Origin of the sequence: Nocardia acidivorans NBRC 108247, from assembly GCF_001625085.1 — a bacterium.
GTDB lineage: Bacteria > Actinomycetota > Actinomycetes > Mycobacteriales > Mycobacteriaceae > Nocardia > Nocardia acidivorans.
Genome location: NZ_BDAW01000020.1, coordinates 78,026 through 92,794 on the forward strand (window position 1 = coordinate 78,026; position 14,769 = coordinate 92,794).

Here is a 14,769-nt window from a genome sequence, read left to right on the forward strand (position 1 = left end):
TCAGGCGTCCCCGATGAAGACGTGATTGACCCGGTGCGTCACCCGGGCCGGAACCGATACCGGAATTCGTTCCGCCGCACCACGTTCGGCGAGTTTGTCGTAGACCTCGGAATCGAGTTGCAGATGATCCAGGATCACCCGCACCGCATGCTCGATGCCGAGATAGCTGTGCGGCAGCACCGAGAGCGTGCGATAGGCGGCGAACGGCGTGGCGGCCGGATTCAACTGCACCACCGCGGGCATCTTCCACCAGTCCGCGGGCCACTCCCGCGCGGGTGCTCCCCCGCCCGGCCCCGCCTCCTCGTTCGGTCGCCGCACCTCGGCCTCCGGCACCGGCGCGGCCACCACCGCACCCTCGTGCCGAATCATGCCCAGCCGCAACAACTGCCAGATCGAGGCGAGGAACGGACAGGACCAGCGGGTGCGCTCGACCTGTTCACCGCCGACCGATTCGGTCCAGCGGTTCCACAGCTGCACATCCAGGAATATCGAGTGATTGCGGGCCGCGAACTCGACCGGCGGGCGATACGGGGCCACCCGCATGGCCTGTGCCGCATCGTATTCCGAGGAGCGGCGGCCATTGCACAGCCAACCGGACTCCGCGGTCGCCGGTCGGCGGCCGGTGGACTGCTGATCCTCGGGCTCGGGCACGATACGCGCGGCCATCATCTCGGCCAGGCGAATCGGATCGCCGATCGACTCGCCGTCGATGAAGACCGGCACCTCGGCGCAGCCCGCCTCGCGCGCCAGATAGTCGATGCGCACACCGCATTCGTCGGCCGCGTCCAGCAGCTTGCGCAGAATCTCCGCCGGACTGGTGTCGTGCCGGAAATAGTCGTCGATCAGGAAGCAGGTGCTGACCCGCGCGCCGGGCCCGAACTCCGCCCGGGCGGCCTGCCGGTGCGCCTCCACCAGCGGCGCCACCCGGCGGAACTGCCCCTTGATCCGGTCGATGCCATTGACCAGATCATCCATGTAGAAGTGCCCGGCCTCGATGGAGACATGCGAGAGCGGCTGTCCGGCAACGCGATTGCGTTCGGCGGCTTCACTGTAGTCGATGGAGCTCATTGGCCCTCGAGCCTTTCCCAGACGGCCTGGTTGCTGAGCCGGGCGGCGAGATCACGGAAGGCGGAGACGGTTCTCTCATTGGCGATCCGGTCGGCCACATCGACATCCAGGATCACCTGTTCACGCCATTGCAGCATAGGTTCCACCGGCGTGGTACCCAGCATCCGGGTGGTGCCCAATTGATAACGGACCGCGGCGCGGCTCAGGGTGTCGTTCTGCTCCTGCAACCAGGCGGCCTGGGCGGGGCGCAGCCCGACGGCCTCGTTCAACTCCGGCACGGCGGTGCGCACGTAGCGCACCGAATCCACCAGCCGCTCGCGGGCGTGCCCGCAGGCCACACCGGTCTCGAGCAGTCCGTGCGGACCGTGCACCAGCCCGTTCGCGGCCACCAGGTGCTGACGGGTCCAGCGATGGAAGACCAGCCAGCGCACCGTGGATCGATCCAACTGGGGCATGGCGGTGGCATGCAGTACCAGGGTCAGCGCGATGGAGCGGCCCGCGCTCAGATCCACCAGGGTGACATCGAATTCCTGTTCGCAGGTGGCCAGCAGTTGGGTGCAGCGCCGCACCATGGCCGCGTCCACCGAGGCGAACTCCGCGCCGCCGGCATCACCCGGGAACAACACCAGGCGACCGGACGGATGCCGGGAATGCCGCAGCTCCGGGCGATCGGTCTCCGAGCGCACACTCAGGCGCGCGGCGGAGCCGTTGTCGCCCAGCAGATACGAGTGCAGTCCGGTATCGCCCGCGATACCGCGATCGATCCGGCTGATCTCGAAGATGGCGCCGACCGTCGGCGAACCGAAGTCGAAATCCAGATAGGCGACTTTCAATCCGTCCATGCTCAGCTGATACGCCATATTGCAGCTGGTCACCGAGCGGCCGGTGCCGCCCTTGTCGGATGCGGAGAATACGAGCACGTCACCGGCTCCTGGTCGCGTCGTGCCGGGCATAGGCGAGTTCATCCAGCTCCAGCAGTGCCTGCGAGGCCAGACTCAATGCGGTGCCGGGCTGTTCATCGATGAGTCGGCGGGCCCGCTCCACCCGGCGCTGCGCCAGGGCGAGCGCGGTGCGCTTGGCGGAGGTGTCCTGTCCGCCCAGGGTCAGCAATTGTCCGTTCAGCAGATGTTCGGCCTCGGTCAGCAGCTCCATGGCGCGCACCACCAGGGTGGGCGAACGCAGTGGCGGATCGGCGAACATGCGGGCGGCCGCGACCAGGCATTCGACCACGCGCTCGGTGAGATACCAGGAGGGCTCGTGGATTTCGGGTCCGCCGAAGATGCGGGCCGGATCATCCCAGAGACCGGTGACCCGGCCCTCGCGGAAGGCACGGCGGTCCAGATGCTCCATGGTCTCCTGCGCGAGCTCCAGCAGGGTGTCCCGGGTCTCCATGGTGGCCGAGAGCCGGGCCGCCTGCAGAATGCGCTTCAAAAGCACGGTGGCGTAATCGGATACGGTCCACAGCAGCAGGGGACCGTCGTCGATATCGGCGCTGCCGATCAGCCGCAGCCGCACGCCGGGGGTGTGCATGGCGCGCGCCGGATCGTTCTCGGTGAGGCGGCTGATTATTCGGCCGCGCCGTGCGAGTTCATCGAAAATTGGTGCGGCCCTTGTGAGATCGTCGTCATCGGCCTCCCGATTCAGCAGATCCTGCATAAGCACGGCGGAGACGGTGAGACTGAAGTAATCCGACTCCTCGCCGTCGGAGGTGCGCCACGGAATGTCCTCCAGCGGCCAGCGCCCGGATCCGAAGCGCGCCACCGCCGACCAGTAGCGCTGCGCCAGATCCCAGCGCAATTGCAGCGCCTCGGCCAGGCGGCGCTGGTCACCGTCGAGTAGATCGAGTTCGCGGGTGCGCGCGGAGGTGAGGTCATTGATACCGTCCAGCGCGACCACCGTGAAGTGCAGGTAGGGGCGTGCGACCGCGTATCCGGGCTCGGCAGCGATCGGCAGGTCCACGAAATCGATGGGCGCGGCATCGCGCACCAGACTCCAACTCCAGCCGCATTCGAAGAGCAGTTCCTCGTCGTACAGGTCCACGCCCGGGGTCTGGCTCAGCGTCAGGTCACTGCGCAGCCGGATGCGCACCCGCTCCAGGCGGCGCGCGACCGCGTCGACCACCGTCTGGTCCGGAGCGCCGGTCTGATTGAGCATGGAGAGCATTGCCTGGCCCTCGCTGGACTCCGGGGTCACCGTATTGACCACGAAACTGCGCACCAGCCCGACCATGGCGGCGGTCAGCCGGGTATTGATGCGCATATCCAGGGCATCGATGCGGGCGGCGAGTTCCCGCGCCTCCCTGCGGGTTTGGGTGAGCAGAAAGCCCTGGAAACCGCGCAGGAACTTGAGCGCGGCCAGGCACAGCGTCAGCGACATGGAGTACGAGTCCACGACATCGAGGCGGCTCTGCTCCGCGGTCGGCGGGGCGTCGTCGACCCCGGCCAGATAGCTGCCCGCGTCGAAGACCGGCAGATCCTTCTTCGTGCCGGATTCCTCGACCACGGTGGTGTAGCGATCGATGTAGTCCTCGAGCACTCGCACCAGGGTGGTGCCGATGCGCGCGCTATTGCCCATGGGGGACAGCACGGCGCGCACGTCATCGGCGATATCGTCCGGTTTGTCCAGGCCGAAGCCGTCGATCTCCGTTGCCGGATACAGCAGGCACAGCAGCTGTTCGGCATCGCTGATGGAGTTCGAACCATCCCGGCCGCCCCACTCCCAGACGCCGTCGCGGTAGCAGGCGGTCAACAGCGACCGCCACACACCGAGAATCTGCTGTCGTGGCTGAATTCTCATCGACGCCGTCCCCTGCCGTATCGTGGCCGCCTCGCCGGTCGCAAAAACTATCATGCGCCAGGCCGGGCCACCGGGTGAAACGTCGGCCGAAAAAGCGGTAGCGTCGGCGATCATGAACCGGACGGTTCGGCGGATTGCCACCAGTTATGCGCTGCTGTTGCCGAGTCTGATCGGGGTCGGCTGTTTTCTGCTGTTACCGATCGCGGTGGTGCTGTGGTTGAGCCTGCACAGCTGGAATCTGCTGGGGCCCAGGGAGTTCACGGGGCTTGCGAATTGGCGGGCGGTCCTGGGGGACCGGCGATTCGGGCATTCGCTGATGGTGACGCTGGCCTTGACCGTCATGGTGGTGCCGGTACAGACCGCGCTGGGATTCGGGGTGGCGGCACTGCTGGCGGGACGGGGCCGCGGCGGGACGCTACTGCGGGTGGTCTACGCACTGCCGTGGATGTGCGCGCCGGTGGCGGTCGGGGTGGTGTGGCAGTGGATATTCGCGCCCACCGGCGGGGCATTGAGCGCGCTGCTGGGGCGGCGTATCGAATGGTTGAGTTCGCCGGTGCTGGCGCTGCCCTGCGTTGCGGCGGTGCTGATTTGGATGAATGTCGGATATGTGGCTTTATTCTTCGTTGCCGGAATACGTGCCATTCCAGGGGAAATCCTCGATGCCGGAGCACTGGACGGAGCCACCGGATGGCGGCGGACGCGCTGGCTGATCCTGCCGCTGCTGCGGCCCACCATGTTCTTCGTGCTGGCTACCGGGGTGCTGACGGTATTCCAGACCTTCGACGCGGTGTACGCACTCACCCGCGGCGGACCCGACCATCACACGGATGTGGTTGCTATGCGGCTGTATTCGGAGGCGTTCGACGCCGCGCGGCCCGGGCGGGCGGCGGTCATGGCGGTGGTGGTGTTCGCGGTGATGTTCGTGATCACCTTCGCCCAGCATCGGTACTTCCGGGATCGGACCAGCTATGAGTACTGAAACACGCCGGGGCGCACTGCGTTCCGTCAGCGCGTACCTGGTGTTGATCGCCGGGGCGCTGCTCACCGTCGCGCCGCTGCTGCTGAGCGCCTCGACGGCCGTCAAGACCGCCGGGCAGTTCGCGAGCGAATCAGCGCTGACACCACCGCATCCGGTGACGCTCGACAATTTCCGGATCGTGCTCGATCAGGGGCTCGGGCGGGCCGTCGCGGTCACCGCGCTGATGACGGTGTGCCTGACCGGTGGACAACTGCTGATCTCGATACTCTCGGCATACGCGTTCGCGCGCACCAGCTTTCCCGGTCGCGAGGCGCTGTTCTGGCTGTACCTGGGGACCATGATGGTGCCCGGCGCCGTCACCCTCATTCCGCTGTATCTGATGTTCGCCGAGCTCGGCTGGCTCAATACCTTCTGGGCGCTGGTGCTGCCGTTTCTGTTCGGTTCGCCGTACGCCATATTCCTGCTGCGACAGTACTTTCGGGCCATACCGGGTGAGCTCGTCGACGCGGCGCGGATGGACGGTGCGAATACGCTCGACATCCTGGTGCACGTGGTGGTGCCGATGAGCCGCCCGATCCTGGCCACGCTCACCGTCATCACCGTGGTGTCGCAATGGAACAGCTTCATGTGGCCATTGGTGGCTGCCAGTGGGACCAAGTGGCAGGTGCTCACCGTGGCGACCGCGAATATGCAGACCCGGTACAACTCGCAGTGGCCGCTCGTCATGGCCGCGACCACGCTCGCCATTGCGCCGCTGGTGGTGCTGTTCGTGGTGTTCCAGCGGCAGGTGCTGCGGTCCATCGCGTGGACGGGGCTCAAATGAGGGTGAAGGATTCGACCCGGGTGGTGCTCGGGATCGCGCTTGCCATCGTGCTGCTCATCGGTGCGGCGTTATGGCTGGGGCGGGACGGCGCGGGGAGCGGGCGCACGGTGGTGCGCTTGCGGATCTGGGATCAGAGCTTCGTCTCGGCGTATCGGGCCTCGCTCGACGAGTTCGAGCAGGCCAATCCGGATATCGAAGTGCGAATCACCGTGGCGCCGTGGGCTTCCTACGCGCGCAAGCTGCGGCTGGACGTGGCGGGCGGGATCGCCGACGATCTGTTCTGGATCAGCCTGTACGAGGACTACGCCGATAGCGGGAAACTGGTCGATATCGGGCGGGCGCTGGGGCCGGAGGCCGCTTCGGGATGGGATCCGTTCGCGGTCGCCCAGTTCACCCGCGCTGGAACGCTGTGGGCCGTACCGCAATTCGTGGACGGCGGCAGTGCGATCTTCTACAACCGGGACCTGCTCGAACGCGCCGGAGTCGACCCCGGCGAATTGTCGGGGGCGCGCTGGGGTCCGGACGCCGCCACCGACACCTTCCGGCCGATCTTGAACAGGTTGCGCGCGGTCGCACCGTGGCCGTACAACGCGGCCAAGGATTTTCAGTCCATCCAGCTGCCCTATCTGGGATCGGCGGGAGCCGTACTCCAGCGGGATGAGCGCTTCGCGTTCGCGAATCCGCAGGGGGATACGGCCTTCGAGTATCTGGTGCGGTTGATCGCCGACGGATTGTCGCCCGCCGCGTCGGATACCAACAACAGTGGCGATTTCGCGAAGAACGCCTTCCTGCAAGGGAAGATGGCACTGTTCCAGTCCGGAAGCTTCACTGTGGCGTCCATCGCGCAGCAGGCCGGATTTCGATGGGGACTCGCGCTCATTCCGCAGGGTCCGAAAGGCCGGATCAGCGCGAATAATTCGGTCGCGGTGGCGGGCAACGCGGCCTCCGCGCATCCGGAGGCGACCCGACGGGTTCTGGCCTGGCTGGGCAGCGCCGCGGGCAACCGCTACCTCGGGATGGAGGGGGCGACCATTCCCGCCGTCGTCTCGGAACAGCGGGTGTACCGGGACTATTGGGCTCGGCACGGTGTGGAGGTGTCGCCGTTCTTCGAGGTACTGCGCGACGGGCAGATCTCCGGCGGCGGTGGACCCGGGTTTCCGGCGGCGCTCGAGGCGATGGATCCGATTCTGGCCGAGATGTTCCTCGGCCGCGTGCCGGTGACCGTCGCGTTGCAGCGCGCGCAGGACGCCGGTGACCAGGCACTGGACCAGCGATAGCTCAAATACGGCTGTGATCGGTGTACGGCGTGCGCGGTCCGAACTTCGGCTTGTGCGCGAAACCCGCCAGACCGAGCAGGCGCACCGCCCGATAGCGGTGCGGGCGAAGGGGTTCCAGGTATTCGACCATTTCGTCATCGTCGATGGGGCGGCCGAGCAGGGTCCACCCGACCGTGGCGGCGAGATGAAAATCACCCACCGACAACGCATCCGGATCGCCGAAGGCCCGCTGCCCGATCTCCGCCGCCGTCCACACCCCGATACCGGGCACGGTACACAGCCGCCGTGCCGCTTCGGCATGGGACAACGTCGCAGCCTCCTCCAGCTTCGACGCGATACGGGACGCCAGCACAATGGTTTTCGACCGCTGCGGTCCCACATTCGCCCGGTGATACACCCACGACGGAATATGCCGCCACGTCTCGGCGTCCGGCATCACCCGCAGACCCTCCGGCGCGGGGCCGGGCGCGGGAGTCCCGTACCGCCACACCAGCTTCCGCCAGGAATCGTGCGCGGTCCCGGTGTGCACCTTCTGCTCCAGCACACAGGGCACCAGCGCCTCGAATACCAACCCGGTGCGCAACATCCGGAGTCCGGGATTGCGTCGATGCGCCTCGACCACCTTCGGATGCTCCGGGGCGAAGTCGCTCAGGTCCTCGTCCAGGCACAGCATCGCCGGAAGCTGCTCCAGGAACTCCGGTGCGCCCGGCCCCCACGCCTGCGCTTCGACCGCACACCGGTCGGCCTGCCGCAGCCGGAAGGTCACCACGCCCGACCGCATCCGCGAGGCGTGCCAGTGCGCGCCGTCCGGCGTGGTCCGATGGCAGGGGTCGCCGCCACCGTGCCGCAGCGGCGACACCGTCGCGGCGAGATCGATCGGCCGCTCCGACCGCACCGTGCGCGAGAGCGCGCCGGTGGTCGGGGAGGAAGTCACCGCGCCATTCTGCGTGACGCCGGGGGAGTACCGCAGCAAACCCCCATCCGACAGTGACCCGCGGCACCCTCGCACCACCGCGGGGGCCGACACCCTCCACTCGCCGCTCCCCCGGCGGTCCGGTACTCCAGGACGCCCTGGCCGAGCCCACCGGCAGGCCCTGCCGATTGTTGTGCCCGCGCCGACCGTGTGGATTCCGGCCACAGCCACGCCGGATGACCAGGTGACAGACGCTAGGAGTGGCCGCCGCCGGGGGTACGGGGCTCGACCAGGAATTGGACGAGGTGCAGGGCCGACCGGCCCGCCAGCTGGTCGGCCTGGGTTCGACAGGAGAAGCCGTCGGCGAGCAGGACCGCGTCCTCGGGGGCATCGCGCAGCGCGGGCAGCAATCCATTCTCGGCCACCGCCACCGACACGTCGTAATGCCCGCGCTGCATCCCGAAGTTCCCTGCGAGCCCACAGCATCCCGCGATCTCGTGGACCGTCGCGCCGGTGCGCTTCAGAATTAGACGATCCGCCGCGAAACCCGATACGGCATGCTCATGACAGTGCGGCTGGACCACCACCGTCCGGCCGGAGCGATCCGGGGGAGTCCAGTCCGGATGCGCCATCAGGAGCTCCGCGAGGGTGCGCACGGACTCCGCGACGGGTCGAGCGCGCGGATCGTCGGGCAGCAGGCGCGGGAGATCCTCGCGCAGCGCGGCCGAACACGAGGGTTCCAGGCCCACCACCACTCCACCCGCGCGCACGTGCGCATCCAGCGCATTCACCGTGGCGCGCAGCCGTTTTCGCGCCCCATCCAGCTGGCCCGTGCTGATCCAGGTCAATCCACAGCACACCCGCCGCTCGGGCACCGTGACGTCATACCCGAGCGATTCGAGCAATTCCACTGTGGACCAAGCGATCTCCGGATCGAAAGCATCGGTGAAAGTGTCGATCCACAGCAGTACCCCCGGTTTCGCGGCGCTGCCCACACCCGCACCGCGTGTCCGGGTGGCCCGCCAGGTGCGGCGGAAACTCGTCGCCGCCAGCGCCGGGATCGGGCGGCGAGGGTCGATTCCCGTGGCACGCAGCGCGATTCGACGCAACGGCGCGAGACTCGCCAGTGCGTTCGCCGTGCGGGGGAACCGGGTAGCGGCGGCCAGCCAGCGCGGGAGGCGACCGAGGGCGTAGTGGTCGAGGGGCCGGGGGCGGCCGCGGTAACGGCGGTACAGGGTTTCGGATTTGTAGGTTGCCATATCCACACCGGCCGGGCAGTCGGAGTGACATGCCTTGCAGGACAGGCACAGATCCAGGGATTCGGCGACCGCGTCGGAGCGCCAGTCGAGTGCGCCGCGGACCACCTCCTGCAGGACGCGGGCGCGGGCGCGGGTGCTGTCCTTCTCATCCGCTGTGGCCAGGTAGGAGGGGCACATGAAACCACCCGAGGCCCGGGTGTCGGCACGGCATTTGCCCACGCCGACGCAGCGGTGCACCGCGGTGCCGAGATCGCCGTCATCGGGGAAGGCGAAACCACCCGCGGCCGGCGTCGGCCGCAGACCGAGCAGGCGCAGGTCCGCGTCAATGGCATTGGGGCGCACCAGGACACCGGGATTCAGGATGTCCTCCGGATCGAACAGGGATTTGAATTCGGCGAAGGCGCTCAGCGCGGCGGGGGAGTACATGTGGCGCAACAGCTCCGAACGGGCCCGGCCGTCGCCGTGTTCACCGGAGAGGGATCCGCCGAAGGTCACCACCTGGCGGGCGGCATCCTCGAGGAACGCCCGGAAGCGCTGGGGTGCATCGGCTATGGGCAGATCCAGACGGACATGGATACAGCCGTCACCGATATGGCCGTAGAGCAGGCCGTCGACCCGATGTTCGCGCATGAGCGCTTCGAATTCGCGCAGATAGTCGCCGAGACGCTCCGGCGGAACCGCCGCGTCCTCCCAGCCCGGCCAGGCCGGATCGCCCTCCGGCGTGCGCCCCGACAGGCCCGCGCCGTCGGCACGAATGGCCCACAGCGCCTTGGCTTCCCGAGTATCCAGCACCAGTCGCGAATCGACGGGGTGCGCGGTCCGGCACAGTAGTTCGGCGGTCTCCCGCGCCTGCTCGACCGTCTCACCCTCGATTTCCACGAACAGCCAGCCACCGCCGCGCGGTAGCGCGGGCACCGCGCCGCCGCGATGCCTGCGCACCACGTCGACCAGGCGGGCATCCATACCCTCGACGGCGACCGGGCGCACCGCCAGTACGGCCGCGACATCGTCCGCGGCCGTGGGCATATCGGGATATCCCAGCACCACCAGCACGGTGGCCGCCGGTATCGGCACCAGCTCGACGGTCGCCTCGAGCAGCAAGCCGCAGGTGCCCTCGGTACCGACGAACGCCTTGGCCACCGACGAACCCCGTTCGGGCAGTAGGTGTTCCAGCGCGTAGCCCGAGGCCTGTCGCTCGAATCGGCCCAATTCGGTCCGCAGCACAGCCAGATTCGCCCGGGTGAACTCGCTCAACCCCGGCACCTCCGACAGCTCGTTCCCCAGCCGCCGCTGCTGCCCATGACCATCGAGAATCAGCAGTTCACGCACGGTGTCCGACGTTCGCCCCCAGGCCACCGCATGCGGGCCACAGGCATTGTTGCCGATCATCCCGCCGAGGGTGCAGCGGTTCTGGGTCGAAGGGTCGGGACCGAATCGCAGTCCGTGCGCGGCGGCGGTCCCCTGCAAAGTCCCCAGCACCACCCCCGGTTGCACTCGCGCCCAACGCTGTTGCGCGTCCACCTCGAGGATCGCGTTCATATGACGGCTGAAATCCAGCACGATGCCCGCCCCGATGGCATTGCCCGCCACCGAGGTACCCGCGCCCCGGGCGGTCACCCCGATTCCCTCCGCCCGGGCGAAGGCGAGCACCTCGCGCACATCACCGTCGGTGCGCGGGAACACCACCGCGGTCGGCGGCACCCGATAATTGGAGGCATCGGAGGAGTACTCGGCCCGCCGCCGTTCGGACGCGTCGACCTCCCCGTCGATCCGCCCGCGCAACGCCCGCACCACCATCTCGCTCACCCCGCCAGCCTAAGAGCCCAGCACCCCGACACAGCGCGAACGTGGATGTAATCGCGCTGGTGAACGCCGAGAGGGCCCCTGCGTAATCGCCTGCGCATCGCGGATTGGTCGTGTTCGCCGGTGGCGAACTCGGGGTGGGGATGAGTTGAGCTGAACCTTTGTTGAGGTCTTAGTGTCGGTGGTCTCGGGTTCGATGGACTCCGAGCGGTGAGGAGTGCTTGATGAGTATGGAATCGGTGGCGTGGAATCAGCTGTATCGGCAGATGAACGCGCCCACGGAGCAGCGTCCGCTGCGGCTGGCCACGGCACGGCGGATTCTGGCCTTCGCGCATGCCCATCATCGGCGGCTGGTCGCCTTCCTGGTGTTCAGCATCGCCTCGGCGCTGCTGGCCGTGGCCACGCCGGTGCTCGCGGGGCGGGTGGTGGACGCCATTGTCAGCGGGTCCGCGCCGCGCACGGTGCTGGTGCTGGCCGCGATCATCGCGGTGGTGGCCATTCTGGACGCGGGGCTGGGGCTGGTGATCCGGCTGCTGTCCGCGCGCATCGGGGAGGGTTTGATCTTCGATCTGCGCACCGCGGTCTTCGACCACGTGCAGAAGATGCCGATCGCCTTCTTCACGCGCACCCGGACCGGCGCACTGGTGAGCCGGTTGAACAATGACGTCATCGGGGCGCAGCGGGCCTTCAGTTCGACACTGTCCGGAGTCGTCACCAATGTGGTGACCCTGGCCCTCACCCTCGCCGTCATGCTGCGGCTGTCCTGGCAGATCACGCTGCTCGCGCTGGTGCTGCTCCCGGTCTTCGTCCTGCCCGCGCGCCGGATGGGCGAGAAGCTGGCCAAGATCCAGCGTGAGGCCGCCGGGCTGAACGCCTCCATGAGCACGCAGATGACCGAGCGCTTCTCCGCACCGGGCGCGACGCTGGTGAAACTGTTCGGGCGACCGCATCAGGAGTCCGCGGAGTTCGGCGTGCGGGCCGGGCGGGTGCGCGATATCGGGGTGCGCACCGCCATGCTGCAGACCGTCTTCGTCACCGCGCTCACCCTGGTCTCGGCGCTCGCGCTGGCGCTGGTGTACGGGCTCGGCGGGTACTTCGCCCTGCAGGGCAAGCTGGAACCCGGTGCGGTGGTGGCGCTTTCGCTGCTGCTGACCCGGCTCTACTCCCCGCTCACCGCACTGGCCAGCGCCCGCGTCGACATCATGTCCGCCCTGGTGAGCTTCGAACGGGTCTTCGAGATCCTGGATCTGCGGCCACTCATCGAGGACGCGCCCGATGCCCGCGCGGTGCCGGAGGGGCCGATCGCCGTCGAATTGGACGGTGTCAGCTTCGGCTACCCGTCCGCCGACAAGGTCTCGCTCGCCTCCCTCGAGGATGTGGCGACCCTGGACACCCGCGGCGGGGAGGAGGTACTGCACGAGGTGAGCCTGCGCGCCGAACCGGGACAGATGGTGGCGCTGGTCGGCTCCTCCGGGGCGGGCAAATCCACCATCGCGCAATTGGTTTCGCGGCTGTACGACGTGGACTCCGGAGCGGTGCGGCTGGGCGGCGCCGATGTGCGCGAATTGTCCAGCCGCTCCATTCAGGACACCGTCGGCCTGGTCACCCAGGACGGGCACCTGTTCCACGACACCATTCGCGGGAATCTCCTGCTCGCCCGGCCCGAGGCCGCCGAGGACGAATTGTGGAATGCCCTCGAGCGAGCCCGGCTGGGCGAGCTCATCGCCTCGCTACCCGATGGTCTGGACACCGTGGTCGGTGAGCGCGGCTACCGGCTCTCCGGTGGTGAACGCCAGCGCCTCACCATTGCCCGGCTGCTGCTCAAGCAGCCGCGCGTGGTGATCCTGGACGAGGCCACCGCCTCGCTGGATTCCACCTCCGAGGCGGCGGTCCAGGAGGCTCTGGCCGAGGCGCTGGAAGGACGCACCGCGCTGGTCATCGCGCATCGGCTCTCCACCATTCGCAATGCCGATCAGATTCTGGTGCTCGAACACGGGCGCATTGTCGAGCGCGGCAGCCATACCGAACTGCTGGCGCAGGGCGGTCGCTACACCGAGCTCTACCGCACCCAGTTCGCCGATGCCAGTGAGCCCGCCGCGGCCTGAGATCCGCGCCGAACTCTTTGCCGAACCGGCAAAGAAAGTTGGCAATACGGAGAATCTCGATAGGTTCGTAGGAATGGGAGCACATACGCACGGGCACTCACACGCCCACGGCAGCACCGCACACCAGAGTGAGCACACACCGGGAAATGGGCACGGACACGGCCACTCCCACGATCACACCCATGACGGGATCGACTGGTCCACCCAGATCGACCATCTGCGCCGCGAGGACGCCCTGGCCGCCGACGCCCAGACCCAGATCGCCCGGCGGCTGATCGGCCTGCTCACCGGCACCGGCGAGCGGCCGGTGGTGGTGGATATCGGCGCCGGAGCCGGCGGGCAGAGCGCGGCCTTCGCGGTCGAGTTGGCCGCGCGCGGCGGCGGTCGGCTGATCATCGCCGATGCGGTGACCGAACTGCTGGAGGCGGCCCGCGCGACCACCGCCGCCGCGCTCGGCGGTGACGATCGGGTGAGCGTGGAGACCGTCCTGGTGGATGCCGCCTCGGACAGCGTGCTCGACGCCGTCGCCCAGGCCGATCTGGTGTGGGCCTCGCGCATGGTGCATCACCTGCCCGATCAGCAGGCCGGTACCGATCGGCTCGCCAAGCTGGTACGCCCCGGCGGCTGGCTGGCGCTGGCCGAGGGTGGATTGCCCCTGCGTTGTCTGCCTTGGGATCTCGGCGTCGGCACCCCCGGCCTACAGGATCGGCTGCTCGCGGTGCGCGATGAGTTCTTCGGCCGGATGCGCGCCGAGATCACCGGCAGCGTGCCCATGCCGTACGGCTGGAATATCGCACTCGGCCGCGCGGGCCTGGCCGAGGTCTCCGCGTTCAGCGTCCTCACCGATCAGCCCACCGCGACGCCCGAGGTGCGCGAAAGCGTCGCCAGTTGGCTCGACGGATTGCGAAATCGTATGAGCGACAATGTCTCCGACGACGATCGCACCGCCCTGGACCAGCTGCTGGATCCCACCGCCGACAGCTATATCGGCGCGCGCGAGGATATTTTCCTGTTGGGCGCCACCACCATTCACCTCGGCCGCCGCTGATCCATAGCGAATCGGTGCTACGACATTTGCAAGATCAACTGAGAATGCAGGGTCGATGGTATCTGCGCGACATCCTCCTGTGACCGTTCCGTTAGAGTACGACCGGTCTCGAATGCCCTGCTATACGGCATAATTCGGATTCCCTGGCACAGCAGTCGGACGCTTGTTTCACATGCCGGGGGAGGAGTTTCGGTGAGCCGTACCACGGAACAGCGGCGGGTGCCCGCCTTTGGTTTCGACGATTTGCAGCGCTTCGCCGCCGCGCGCGAGCATGCCGCGCGGCAGCGAACGCCCAGCCCCGCGGCGCCGCCGCTGGAGCTGCGCGTCACCAGTGAATCCAGACGCACCGACGAACAGTGGACGGTCCCGGAGAAACTGGTGGCCGAATGCACCACGGGCAAAGTCGTCATCGATTTCACCCGGGCCTACTGCTCCCGGCGCGCCATCGATATCCGGGTCGACGCGGGCTCGGGCACCATTGTGGTGATCGTGCCGCGCGGTTGGCGGGTGGATCTCGACGCCGTCGAATTCGGCGCCGGCGCGCACGCCTCGAATCGCGTCACGCTGCCGCGTTTTCCGGGCGCACCGCTGATTCGCATCGAGGGCCGTATCGAATCCGGGGTGCTCAAAGCCCGATACGCGTTCCGCTCCCCGGTGGCCTGGCTGCGCCGTTCCCGCTGAAAACGGTGCGCATGGGG

General features: G+C 67.9%; 11 protein-coding genes. 6 read left to right on the forward strand and 5 right to left on the reverse strand.

Annotated elements, in window-relative coordinates:
• Genes NA10_RS12915 through NA10_RS12925 form a run of 3 tightly spaced genes read right to left on the reverse strand, consistent with a single transcriptional unit; the run spans position 1 to position 3,864 of the window.
• Positions 1–1,068 carry an SCO2522 family protein gene (locus NA10_RS12915; protein WP_067567720.1) on the reverse strand — a complete coding sequence of 356 codons (1,068 nt, stop codon included), beginning with the start codon at positions 1,066–1,068 and terminating at the stop codon, positions 1–3.
• Positions 1,065–1,988, reverse strand: coding sequence for an SCO2523 family variant P-loop protein (locus NA10_RS12920; protein WP_067567722.1), 924 nt, complete (start codon positions 1,986–1,988; stop codon positions 1,065–1,067). Before NA10_RS12920 ends, NA10_RS12915 begins: the two co-directional genes overlap by 4 nt.
• 1 nt (position 1,989) lies before the next feature.
• Positions 1,990–3,864, reverse strand: a complete 1,875-nt coding sequence (locus NA10_RS12925; RefSeq protein WP_067567724.1) for an SCO2524 family protein — start codon at positions 3,862–3,864, stop codon at positions 1,990–1,992.
• Between the two features lie 112 nt (positions 3,865–3,976).
• Between NA10_RS12925 and NA10_RS12930 the strand changes: the two genes are divergently transcribed.
• From NA10_RS12930 to NA10_RS12940, 3 genes are read left to right on the forward strand one after another with little or no spacing between them, the layout of a single operon-like run.
• The gene (locus NA10_RS12930; protein ID WP_067567785.1) at positions 3,977–4,843 is read left to right on the forward strand and encodes a carbohydrate ABC transporter permease; all 867 of its coding nucleotides are present in this window, start codon (positions 3,977–3,979) and stop codon (positions 4,841–4,843) included.
• Positions 4,833–5,666 (forward strand): carbohydrate ABC transporter permease, encoded by an 834-nt coding sequence (locus NA10_RS12935; RefSeq protein ID WP_067567726.1) that lies wholly within the window; start codon positions 4,833–4,835, stop codon positions 5,664–5,666. The genes NA10_RS12930 and NA10_RS12935 overlap by 11 nt, the downstream gene beginning before the upstream one ends.
• A 2-nt stretch (positions 5,667–5,668) precedes the next feature.
• Complete coding sequence (locus tag NA10_RS12940) at positions 5,669–6,943, forward strand: extracellular solute-binding protein (protein WP_084514584.1); 1,275 nt, start codon at positions 5,669–5,671, stop codon at positions 6,941–6,943.
• Between the two features lies 1 nt (position 6,944).
• On the opposite strand, the gene NA10_RS12945 is transcribed toward NA10_RS12940, so the two are convergent.
• Together NA10_RS12945 and NA10_RS12950 are read right to left on the reverse strand one after the other, a co-directional pair.
• Entirely contained in the window at positions 6,945–7,877 is a 933-nt protein-coding gene (locus NA10_RS12945) for a DNA-3-methyladenine glycosylase family protein (RefSeq protein ID WP_067567787.1), read from the reverse strand.
• Positions 7,878–8,110: 233 nt separating this feature from the next.
• The gene (locus tag NA10_RS12950) at positions 8,111–10,912 is read right to left on the reverse strand and encodes an FAD-binding and (Fe-S)-binding domain-containing protein (RefSeq protein WP_067567789.1); all 2,802 of its coding nucleotides are present in this window, start codon (positions 10,910–10,912) and stop codon (positions 8,111–8,113) included.
• A gap of 230 nt (positions 10,913–11,142) precedes the next feature.
• Between NA10_RS12950 and NA10_RS12955 the strand changes: the two genes are divergently transcribed.
• From NA10_RS12955 to NA10_RS12965, 3 genes are all read left to right on the forward strand, one after another.
• Positions 11,143–13,023, forward strand: a complete 1,881-nt coding sequence (locus NA10_RS12955; RefSeq protein ID WP_067567729.1) for an ABC transporter ATP-binding protein — start codon at positions 11,143–11,145, stop codon at positions 13,021–13,023.
• Positions 13,024–13,096: 73 nt separating this feature from the next.
• Positions 13,097–14,071, forward strand: a complete 975-nt coding sequence (locus tag NA10_RS12960) for a methyltransferase (protein ID WP_084514585.1) — start codon at positions 13,097–13,099, stop codon at positions 14,069–14,071.
• Between the two features lie 192 nt (positions 14,072–14,263).
• A complete protein-coding gene (locus tag NA10_RS12965) occupies positions 14,264–14,752 on the forward strand; it encodes a hypothetical protein (RefSeq protein WP_157556455.1) in 489 nt (162 codons plus the stop codon).
• Positions 14,753–14,769 lie beyond the last annotated feature (17 nt).